Origin of the sequence: Methylobacterium symbioticum (assembly GCF_902141845.1) — a bacterium.
GTDB lineage: Bacteria > Pseudomonadota > Alphaproteobacteria > Rhizobiales > Beijerinckiaceae > Methylobacterium > Methylobacterium symbioticum.
In genome coordinates, this window is record NZ_CABFPH010000139.1 from 1 (window position 1) to 11,021 (window position 11,021).

Below are 11,021 nucleotides of genomic sequence, written 5' to 3' on the forward strand. Positions count from 1 at the left end.
GCCCGGGGCGGCCTGCAGGCGGCCGAGGCCGACCTCGCCACGGCCAGGGCCGCCGGGGCCGAGATCGCCCTGCGCCGCGCCCGCACCGAGATCCGCGCGCCCGAGGCCGGCATCGTCAACCGCCGCACCGCCCGCGTCGGCGCCACCGCGACCGCGGTCGGCGAGCCCCTGTTCCGCCTGATCGCCCGCGGCGAGATCGAGCTGGAGGGCGAGATCCCCGAGACGCAGCTGCCCCGCCTGACGGTGAACGATCCCGCCGCCCTCGAGCTGGAGGAGGGCGGCCGCATCGCGGGCCGCGTGCGCCGGGTCTATCCGGAGGTCGACCGCGCCACGCGGCTCGGCAAGGTCCGCATCGCGCTCACGGACGATCCCCGCCTGCGCATCGGCGCCTTCGCCCGCGGCACGGTCGAGATGGCAAGGCGCCGCGGCGTGGCGGTGCCGGTCTCCAGCCTGCTCTTCGCCGCGGACGGGCGCGTCGGCGTGCTCGCCGTGAAGGACGGGCATGTCGAGGCGCGCACCGTCGAGACCGGCCTGACCGCCGGGGGCTTCGCGGAGATCCGCTCCGGCCTCGCCGAGGACGAGAGCGTGGTGGCCCGCGCCGGCAGCTTCCTGCGCGACGGTGACCGGGTCCGCCCGGTGGCGCCCGACGCCGTGAAGCCGCTCGCGGACGCGCGCTGAGGACGAGCCATGCGCCTCAACATCTCCGCCTGGGCGATCCGCAAGCCGCTGCCCTCGATCGTGCTGTTCCTCGTGCTGATGGTGCTCGGCCTCGTCAGCTTCCGATCCCTGCCGATCACCCGCTTTCCCAACATCGACATCCCGATCGTCTCGGTGACGATCACCCAGGCCGGCGCGGCGCCGGCCGAGCTGCAGACCCAGGTCACGAAATGGGTCGAGGATTCGGTCGCGGGCGTGAAGGGAGTGAAGCACATCCTCTCGACCATCACCGAGGGTATCTCGACCACCACGATCGAGTTCCGCCTGGAGGTGAACCAGGACCGCGCCGTCAACGACGTGAAGGACGCGATCTCGAAGATCCGCATCAACCTGCCGCGCACCATCGACGAGCCGGTGATCCAGCGCGTCGAGATCGCCGGCCTGCCGATCATGATCTACGGGGCGTCGGCGCCCGCCATGACGCCCGAGGACCTGTCCTGGTACGTGGACGACGTGGTCGCCCGCTCGATCCAGGGGGTGAAGGGCGTCGGCGGCGTCGAGCGCCTGGGCGGCGTCGCCCGCGAGGTCCGCGTCACCCTGAAGACGGACCGCCTGCTGGCGCTCGGCATCACGGCGGCGGACGTGAACCGGCAATTGCGCCTCACCTCCGCCGACATGGCCGGCGGGCGCGGCGAGGTCGGCGGCCAGGAGCAGTCGATCCGCGCGCTCGCGGCCTCGGCCAGCCTCGACACGCTGGCGGCGACCTCGATCGTGGTGCCCGGCAACCGCAAGGTCCGCCTCGACGAGCTCGCCACGCTCGCCGACACGGCCGAGGAGCCGCGCACCTTCGCCCGCTTCAACGGCGAGCCGGTGGTCGCCTTCGCCATCTCGCGGGCGACGGGAGCGAGCGACGCACAGGTCGCCGACGGCGTCGCCAAGCGGATCGCCGAGTTGCACGCGGCCAATCCCGACGTGCGCTTCGACCTGATCGACACCAGCGTCGTCAACACGATCGGCAACTACCACTCGGCCATGCTCGGCCTGCTCGAGGGCGCCGCGCTCGCCGTCGTGGTGGTGCTGCTGTTCCTGCGCGACTGGCGCGCCACGCTGATCGCGGCCATCGCCCTGCCGCTCTCGGTGCTGCCGACCTTCTGGGTGATGAGCGCGCTCGGCTTCTCGCTGAACGCGGTCAGCCTGCTCGCGATCACGCTGGTGACCGGCATCCTGGTGGACGACGCCATCGTCGAGATCGAGAACATCGTCCGCCACATGCGCATGGGCAAGTCGGCCTACCGGGCGGCGCTGGAGGCGGCCGACGAGATCGGGCTCGCCGTCATCGCCATCACCGCGACCATCATCGCGATCTTCGCGCCCGTCTCCTTCATGCCGGGCATCGCCGGCCAGTACTTCAAGCAGTTCGGCCTCACCATCGCCGCGGCGGTGTTCATGTCGCTGCTGGTCGCGCGGCTGATCACGCCGCTGCTCGCCGCCTATTTCCTGCGGGATCACGGGCCGGACCATGCCCGCGAGGGCGCGGTGATGCGGGCCTATACCCGCCTCGTCGCGTGGTCCGTGCGGCACAAATTCGTCACCCTGGTCGCGGGCCTTGCCTGCTTTGCCGCCTCGATCTGGTCGACGAGCCTGCTGCCCTCGGGCTTCCTGCCGGCCGAGGACCAGGCCCGCACCCTGTTCGTGGTGGAATTGCCCCCGGGCGCCCGCCTCGCCGACACGGTGCGGGTGAGCGACGGGCTGGTCGAGCGGATCCGGGCGCTGCCCGAGGTGAAGAGCGTGTTCGTCGATGGCGGCCGCCAGCTCCCCGGCAAGAAGGAGGTGCGGCTCGCCAGCCTGACCATCAACCTCGTGCCCAAGACCGAGCGCCACCGCACGCAGAAGCAGGTCGACGTCGCCGTCGCCGCCATCCTGCGCGAGGAGCCCGACATCCGCTTCTGGGCGCTGCGCGAGGGCGGCCAGCGCGACCTCGCCCTGATCATCGCCGGGCCCGACAAGGCGGCGGTGGCCGAGGTCGCCGCGCGCCTGCAGCGCGAGGCGGCCGGCGTGCCCCATCTCGTGAACGTGATCTCGACGGCGCCCCTCGACCGCACCGAGATCCGCATCCGCCCGAAGCCCGGCGTCGCGGCCGATCTCGGCGTCTCGACCGACCTGATCGCCGAGACGGTGCGGGTCGGCACCATCGGCGACATCGGCGCCAACCTCGCCAAGTTCAACGCCGTCGACCGGCAGGTGCCGATCCGCGTGCAGCTCCCCGAGCGCCTGCGCGGCGACCTCGATGCGCTGGGCGCCCTCAAGGTGCCGGTGAAGGGAGGCGCCGCGGTGCCGCTCGCCACGGTGGCCGAGATCAGCCTCGGCCAGGGCCCGACCGCGATCGACCGCTACGACCGCGCCGTGCGCGTGGCGATCGAGGGCGACATGCGCGGCACCGACGCGCTGGGCTCCCTCATCGAGCAGGTCCTGAGCCTGCCCGCGGCCAGGACCCTGCCGCCCGGGGTCACCATCCGCCAGACGGGCGATGCCGAGGTGATGGGCGAGGTCTTCGAGGGCTTCGCACTCGCCATGGGCGCCGGCCTGATGATGGTGTTCGGCGTGCTGATCCTGCTGTTCGGCTCGTTCCTGCAGCCGATGACGATCCTGTTCTCGCTGCCGCTCTCGATCGGCGGCGCGATCCTCGGGCTCCTCGTCTTCCACATGCCGATCTCGATGCCGGTGGTCATCGGCATCCTGATGCTGATGGGCGTGGTGACGAAGAACGCCATCATGCTCATCGACTTCGCGGTGGAGGAGATGCATCGCGGGGTCGACCGGGTGACCGCCATCGTCGATGCCGGCCGCAAGCGCGCCCGGCCGATCGTGATGACGACCATCGCCATGGCCGCCGGCATGGTGCCCTCGGCCATGGCGCTCGGCATCGGCGGCGAGTTCCGGGCGCCGATGGCGGTGGCGGTGATCGGCGGCCTGATCGTCTCGACCCTGCTCTCGCTCGTCTTCGTGCCCGCGATCTTCATCCTGATGGACGATCTCTCGCGCCTGTTCGGGCGCCTGTTCGGCCGCTTCGTCGGCGAGCGCGACGATCCTCTCGACGAGGCCCCCTTCGCAGGGCCGGACCAGCCGGCCAATGACGGCCGGCCCTACCGCGCGCCGGTGGCGGCGGAGTGAGGCGGCGCGCGCGTTAACGCCACCGCAAGCCCCGCCGCGCTTGGCTGTGCCGATGACGACAGCCGCGCGACGTCCCGTCGAGACCAGCCCGCTCACGCCCGGGGACGAGGCCCTGCACGCGGCGATGCGCGGCTGGCTCGCCGCCCTGGCGCAGGAGCGGCGCATGGCCGCCAACACCGTGGTCGCCTACGAGCGCGACCTGCGTCAGTTCCTCGCCCATCTCGCGGCCCGGAGCGGACCGCCGACCATCGCCCGCCTGATCGCCCTGAAGCCCCGCGACATCCGCGCCTTCATGGCCGCGCGCCGGGCCGAGGATATCGGCGGGCGCTCGCTGATGCGGGCGCTCGCGGGGCTGCGCTCCTTCGCGACCTATCTGGAGCGCGAGGGGCACGGCACGATGCCGGCGCTCGGTGCCGTGCGCGCGCCGAAGGTGGAGCGGCGCCTGCCGCGCCCGCTCCCCGTCGCCGCGGCCAAGGCCCTGACCGACGCGGATCTCCAGGCCGATAGCGAGCGCGAGCCCTGGATCCTCGCCCGCGACGCGGCGGTGCTGGCCCTCCTCTACGGATCGGGCCTGCGCATCTCGGAGGCGCTCGGGCTCACGCGCCGCGACGCGCCAGTCCCCGGCACCGACGCGGTCACCGTGCTCGGCAAGGGGGGCAAGCAGCGCATGGTGCCGGTGCTGCCCGTCGTCGCCGAGGCGGTCGCGGCCTATCTCGCCGCCTGCCCGCATGCCCTGCCGCCGGAGGGGCCCCTCTTCGTCGGCGCCAAGGGCGGCCCGCTCTCGCCCCGCATCATCCAGTACGCGGTGGCCCGCGCCCGCGGCGCGCTCGGCCTGCCGGACAGCGCGACGCCCCACGCGCTGCGCCACTCCTTCGCCACCCATCTCCTGGCCCGCCAGGGCGAGCTGCGCGCCATCCAGGAGTTGCTCGGACACGCCTCGCTCTCGACGACGCAGCTCTACACGAAGATCGACGCCGCCCGGCTGCTCTCCGCCTTCGACGCCGCGCATCCACGCGCCGGCCGTGTCGCCGCCGGGCTCGAACAGGCTCGAATTGTCAACTCTGCAATCGTCCCTCAAGTCGAGGCGCGATAGTTAAAGTTGTACGGACTTGATTTCGGCATCCGGCTTCGGATTAAGGCACCGCTCACCTTTATGGCTCATATCGGGTCCGACAGCACTGTGGACAGGACCCCATGCCGTACAGCACCGCCGGCGCACGCGTCGTCATCGCGGACAGCGATTCGGGCCGGCGCGCGACGCTGTCCGGGATCGTGCGTCGGTTCGATGCGAGCGCCCGGATCCGCGAGACCGATGCCGGGCCGGAGCTGATCGAGATCATCCGGGCCGAGAAGCCGACGACGGCCTTCGTCGGCTTCCAGCTCGCCGGGCTGAGCGGGCCCGAGGCGGTCGCCGTGTCGCGCAAGACCGGCGGCGTCCTGGGGAGCCTCGTCCTGATCACCGCCCGGGTCATGCCGCAATGGCAGGACCTCGCGACCAGCCTCGGCGCCTACGAGGTGCTGAAGACGCCCCTCGATCCGGCCCATATCGAGAGCCTGATGCATGCCGATGCGCGCCGCCGGCAGCCGACCCGCATCCTGCTCGCCTCATCCTCCGAGAACGGGCGCAACGCCATCGGCCGGGTGCTGGCCCGCAGCGGCTTCAATTTCGTGGTCGAGGAGACCGATGACGGGCGCCACGCCCTCAAGCAGCTCAGCCTCGCCCAGTACGACCTCGCCTTCATCGACGCCAAGCTCGGCGGCCTCGACGGGCTGGAACTCGCCTGCCAGGCCCAGCCGCTCGGCCTCTCGACCCGCATCACCCTGCTGACGGCGGGCGATCCCGAGCCGATCGCCCAGGCCGCCCGGTTCTTCGGCGTCGATTCGATCCTGCGGATGCCCTTCTACGCCCGCGACATCGACCTCGCGCTGCACCACGCGCTGGGCCTGCGCCGCCCCTATCTTCTCAACGCGATCACCGCGCCGCCGGCCCCGACCGCGCTCCTGCGCATCGCCGACCTCGCCCCCACCCGCCGCACGGCCTGACCGGCCCGGAGGCGCCCGGGGACCACGACGCCTCCCCGCGCCCTGCCCCCTTCAGCGCGAGCCGGACGCCGCCGACTCCCGCCGGCGCGCCTGCCGCTCGATCAGGGCGGCGGCGTGCCCGATCGCGTGCGGATCCGAGAGTCCCGCGATGGGGGCCGGATCGAGGGCCAGTCCGGCCCGGACGAGGCCGGGCCAGAGCGCCGCCTCCGGCCAGCCCGCGTGCACGACCGCCGCGCCGAGCCGGGCCAGGGCGCGGGCCTTCTCGATCTGCTCGCCATAGGCCCGCTCCTCGGGCAGGCAGACGAACCGCTTGCCCCGCGCCGCGACCGCGGCCACGACGCCGTCTCCGGCCCCGCCCACCACGAGGCCGGCCCGCGCGATCCACGGATCGGCGTCCGCGACCCAGCCGTGCAGGTGGAGATTCGCCGGCAGCGTCCCCGATCCCGTCACGGGGCCGAGCACGTGCCAGTCCCGCTCGGGCACGGAACGCGCCGCGGCGGCGAGATCCGCATGCGCGCCGCCGCCGCCGCCGCGGCCGAACACCACGACGATGGGTCCGTCGGCGCCAGCTTCCGCGCCCGGGCGTTGCGCGATCGGCCGGCCGAGGAAGCCGGCGTAATCGGTCTTGGCGCGCACCCAATCCGGCACGCCTTCGGCCTCGAGAGCCGCGGGAAAGGGCGCGATCAGCCGGTCGGCGGAGCGGAAGGCCTCGAGATGCGGCAGGTCGGTCCGCGTGCCGGCGAGGCGGAAGACCAGACTCGGCAGGGAGAGCAGGCGGGCGAAGAGCGCCACCTCCACCGAGACGTCGACCACGAGGAGCAGCGGGTCGGTGTCGGCCGCCCAGGCGGCGATGCGCGCCATGCGGGCGCGGATGCCGGGATGGGCGAGCGGCGCGTAGTGCAGGGATCGTGGCCGTTCGGCCTCGCCGTCGAGGCCTGCGAAGCCGTCGTCCAGCCGATCGTCGGGCAGGTCGAGCACCGGGCCGGGCGCTTCGGCCGTCTCGACGCCCGCGAGGGTACCGATCAGGGTGCAGGGCCGGTCGAGGGCGGCGGCGATGGCGCAGGCGCGCTGCCAGTGCCCGACGCCCTGATGGTGGACGTAGTAGCCGATGCCGCGCGTCATGATCGCACTCGTTCTCGCATCCGGGATCCCAAAGGGATCATCCCTTTGGCGGGGTGTCGGGGCGGAGCCCTGACGCGGAGCCCCAGGGCTCCGCGCCTCGACCCGCCAAAGGCCTGAGGCCTTTTGAAACCCGGACGTTCAGGCCGCCGCGCGCAGGCCGCGGGCGAGGGCTTCCAGATCGGCGATCGCCACGTCGAGGGGGACGAAGCGGGCGGGCGCGGCGCGCGCCTCCAGCCGGGCATGGGTGCGCTCGACGAAGGCGATGTCGTTCGGGCAGGGCTCGGCCTCGATCGCGGCGATATCGGCCTCGTCCAGGCCGAGCAGACGACAGGCGCGGCGGCGGGCCGCCTCGCCCTGGCGCCAGGCCTGACGGAGCGCCGCGCGCCGGGCGACGAGGCCGTGCCAGAGGCCGGCCTCGGGCAGTTCGTAGGCTCCGCCCGCGCGCACCGCCTCGGCCCGGCGCGCCATCTCGGTGGCCATGCCGCCGGTGACGCGGCCCTGGCGCCGGTCGGAGACGTGGATCCGCACCCGCGGGCAGTGACGCAGGCGGGCGCCGGCCCGGGTGAGGCGGGCCACCAGCGCGTTGTCCTCGCCGCAGGGGATCGCCGGCAGGCCGCCGACCGCGCGGTAGAGGCTCGCGCGCACCGCGAGGCTCGCGGCGGTGTGGTCGCCGTGCCGGGGCGCCGGGTCGTGGGCCGGCGGGTCGAGGATGTCCTCCAGCGCGCGCACGGCCGACCAGTAGCGCTCGATCCGGGCGTGCAGGTCGGCGAGCGCCGGCTCGATCTCCGTATCCGCGTCGATCACCAAGCGGCCGCCGACCACGTCGGCCTGGTCCAGGGCCGCGAGGTTCGTCGCGACCCAGTCCGGCGGCGCCCAGGCATCCGCGTCGGTGGTGAGCAGGGCGCCGTCCACCCCGTCCTCAGCGAGCCAGTCCGCCCCGGCCTCCAGGGCCATGCGGCGGGCGGTGCCGACATGGGCCTCGGCGCCCACGAGCTCCACCTCGACGAGGCGCAGCGCCAGGGGCCGCAGCGCGCCCTCGTCTTCCAGGCGCCTCACGATGTCCGGCGTGCCGTCGGTGCAGGAATTGGCCAGCACCACGACGCGCAGCGCCTCGGAGAGGCCCGTCTGCGCGGCGAGCGAGCGGAGCAGCCGGGGCAGGCGCTCCGCCTCATCGCGGGCGGGAATGCAGACGACGGCGCGCACCGGCCTCACTCCGCGGCGTCGAGGAGCTGCCGGCCCAGGGCGGCCTGCCCCAGCATCTCGGCATAGACCGCCTCATAGCGCGCGGTCATGGTGTCGGCGTTGAAATGCGCCTCGACCCGGTGGCGGGCGTCGCGGCGCTGCAGGGCGGCCGCCCCGCGGATCGCCCGGGCCAAGTCGGCCGCGTCGTCCGCATCGGCGAGGCGCCCGCAGGAGGCGTCGAGGATCTCGGGCATGGCGCCCCGATGGAAGGCGGCCACCGGCGTGCCGCAGGCGAGCGCCTCGGCCACCACGAGGCCGAAGGGCTCCTCCCAGCGCGGCGTCACCACGGCGACCTGCGCGCGGCCGAGATGGGTCGCGAGGTCGCGGTGCGAGAGATGGCCGAGATGGGTCAGGTCGGGCCCGAGCCGCGGCGCGATCTCGGCCTCCCAATAGGCCGGGTTCAGCTTCGGGCCGGCGAAGACCAGGGGCAGTCCGGCCTGCCGGGCGGCGTCGATGGCCAGATGCAGCCCCTTCTCCGGCACGATGCGGCCGAACCAGAAGGCATGGGGCTCGGGATCGGGCTCGGCGCTGTAGGGGAAGGTGGCCAGATCGATGCCGTTGGCCACCACTTCGAGGCCGGGCAGCAGCTCGGTCCATTCGCGGGTCAGCGTCTGCGAGACCGAGAGGAAGCGCATGTCGGCGCGCGCGGCGCGCACGCCCTCGACCAGCGACGCGAAGGGCGGGGTGTGGAGCACCGTGACCCAAGGGATGTCGAAGCTGCCGCTCTCGGCGAGCGGCAGGGCGTGCAGGGAGTTGTTGTGCACGAGGTCGAAATCGCCCGCGCGGATCGTGTCGAGGATGGCGCGGTAGGCCGCGTGCTCGGCCGCCTCGATCGCGGCCCAGCGCACGGGATCGCCGAGATCCTCGCCGGTCGGCGGGCAGACGCAGGTCGCCAGCGCCGGATCCGAGCCCTCGGAGGCGAACAGCGTGACCTCATGCCCCCGTCGGCGCAAAGCCCGCGTCATCAGGTGGGTGTGCATCTCGAGGCCCCCCGCGTAGGGCTGGCCGATCGGATACTTCAGATGGGCGATGACAGCGATCTTCACGCGGCGAACCGAGGTTGGAGTGACAGCAGTTCGGGGAAATGCTGAGGGGGACGGGGATCCGGGCCGTTGTTGAAGATGCGAATCTGTGGCCTGGTTTCCCTCATGCCGGCGCGGGACCGCCCGGCATGGAATGCATTCAACTGTGGTCGCGCTGAAAGTTTGCTGAACCGTCACCATTCGCGGTGCGACAAGACGACGGCGCCCGGTGGGTGTCATCCGCCGGGCGCCGCGAAGGTCTGGTCGGCTTTTCGAGACGGGCCGGAGCCCTTCTCCGATATTCCACCTCATCCTGAGGTGAAGGAGGGGACGGGCGGGATCCGCAGCGGGTCCGCCCGACAGGCCGTCGAACCGTCAGTCGAGCCCCAGGGCCACGAAGCGCACGTCGCCGCTCGCCGCGGCCACGAGCAGGAGGACGGACTTGCGGCCCTCCTTCTTCAGGGCGTCCACGCGCTTCGTCACGTCGGCGGGCGTGCTCACCGCCTCCTGGCCGACCTCGACCACGACCTCGCCGGCCTGGATGCGCTTGTCGGAGGCCGTCGAGTTCGGGTCGACGCGGGTGACGACCACGCCCTTGACGCTGTCCTTGATGCCGTAGCGGCGGCGCAGCTCGTCGGTCATGCCCGACAGGTTGAGGCCGAGCGCCTGACGCACCGCGCTCTCGGGCTCGGGCTGGCGGATATTGGCGGGCTGGGGCTTGTCGGTGTCCTCCAGGCGGCCGAGGGTGACGGCCTTGGTCTGCTCCTCGCCCTTGCGCACGATCACCACGTCGACCTTCTGGCCGACCGGCGTCGAGGCGACGATGCGCGGCAGGTCGCTCGACGCCTTCACCGGGTTGCCGTTGAAGCGCACGATGACGTCGCCGACCTCGAGGCCGGCGGTCCTGGCCGGGCCCTTCTCGTCGACGCCGGCCACCAGCGCGCCCTTGGCGCCGCCCTTCAGGCCGAGCGCCTCGGCGGTGGTGTCGTCCACGTTCTGGATGCGCACGCCGAGCCAGCCGCGGCGGACCTCGCCGAACTCGCGGAGCTGGTCGATGACCGGCTTGGCGCTCCCCGAGGGCACCGCGAAGCCGATGCCGACCGAGCCGCCGGTGGGCGACAGGATCGCCGTGTTGATGCCGATCACCTCGCCGCTCATGTTGAACAGCGGGCCGCCGGAATTGCCCTTGTTGATGGCCGCATCCGTCTGGATGTAGTTGTCGTAGGGGCCGGACTCGATGTTGCGGCCCCGGGCCGAGACGATGCCGGCGGAGACCGAGCCGCCGAGCCCGAACGGGTTGCCGATCGCCATCACCCAGTCGCCCGGGCGCATCTTGTCGGAATCGCCGAAGGGCACCGCCTTGAGCGGCCGCTCGGCGGTCGGCTTCACCCGCAGCACGGCGAGGTCGATCTTCGAATCCTTGCCGATGATCTCCGCCTTCAGCTTGGTGCCGTCGTGCAGGATGACCTGGATGTCGTTGGCGTCGCCGATGACGTGGTTGTTCGTCACCACGATGCCGGAGGCGTCGATGATGAAGCCGGAGCCCAGCGAGTTCGACTTGCGCTGGGTGCGCGGGGTCTCGCTCTCGCCGCCGCCGCCGCGGCCGCCGCGGCGGTTGAAGAACTCCTCGAACAGGTCCTCGAAGGGGGTGCCGGGCGGGAGCTGCGGCCCGCGGCCCGTGGCCTGCGCGCCGTCCGTGCGCGGCCTCGACCGGTTCCTGGCCGCGCTCGCCACCAGCCTCTGGCACGAATTCGCCATCGTGGT

The 11,021-nt window shown here is 72.8% G+C and carries 8 protein-coding genes; 4 read left to right on the forward strand and 4 right to left on the reverse strand.

Annotation, left to right across the window (positions count from 1 at the left end):
- From MET9862_RS26260 to MET9862_RS26275, 4 genes are all read left to right on the forward strand, one after another.
- A partial coding sequence (locus MET9862_RS26260; protein WP_142585900.1) for an efflux RND transporter periplasmic adaptor subunit occupies window positions 1-678 on the forward strand: 678 nt, incomplete at its 5' end.
- A 9-nt stretch (window positions 679-687) separates the two neighbouring features.
- Window positions 688-3,828, forward strand: coding sequence for an efflux RND transporter permease subunit (locus tag MET9862_RS26265; RefSeq protein WP_142585901.1), 3,141 nt, complete (start codon window positions 688-690; stop codon window positions 3,826-3,828).
- A 52-nt stretch (window positions 3,829-3,880) separates the two neighbouring features.
- Complete coding sequence (locus MET9862_RS26270; RefSeq protein ID WP_142585902.1) at window positions 3,881-4,921, forward strand: tyrosine recombinase XerC; 1,041 nt, start codon at window positions 3,881-3,883, stop codon at window positions 4,919-4,921.
- 101 nt (window positions 4,922-5,022) lie between these two features.
- The gene (locus MET9862_RS26275; RefSeq protein WP_142585903.1) at window positions 5,023-5,871 is read left to right on the forward strand and encodes a response regulator; all 849 of its coding nucleotides are present in this window, start codon (window positions 5,023-5,025) and stop codon (window positions 5,869-5,871) included.
- Window positions 5,872-5,922: 51 nt separating this feature from the next.
- Here MET9862_RS26275 and MET9862_RS26280 read toward each other — a convergent pair whose 3' ends face one another.
- The 4 genes from MET9862_RS26280 to MET9862_RS26295 form a co-directional block, all read right to left on the reverse strand.
- Entirely contained in the window at window positions 5,923-6,993 is a 1,071-nt protein-coding gene (locus MET9862_RS26280; RefSeq protein ID WP_142585904.1) for a glycosyltransferase, read from the reverse strand.
- Between the two features lie 138 nt (window positions 6,994-7,131).
- Window positions 7,132-8,205 carry a glycosyltransferase family 2 protein gene (locus tag MET9862_RS26285; protein WP_142585905.1) on the reverse strand — a complete coding sequence of 358 codons (1,074 nt, stop codon included), beginning with the start codon at window positions 8,203-8,205 and terminating at the stop codon, window positions 7,132-7,134.
- Window positions 8,202-9,281, reverse strand: coding sequence for a glycosyltransferase family 4 protein (locus tag MET9862_RS26290; protein WP_142585906.1), 1,080 nt, complete (start codon window positions 9,279-9,281; stop codon window positions 8,202-8,204). The genes MET9862_RS26285 and MET9862_RS26290 overlap by 4 nt, the downstream gene beginning before the upstream one ends.
- A 351-nt stretch (window positions 9,282-9,632) precedes the next feature.
- A partial coding sequence (locus tag MET9862_RS26295) for a Do family serine endopeptidase (protein ID WP_306438916.1) occupies window positions 9,633-11,021 on the reverse strand: 1,389 nt, incomplete at its 5' end.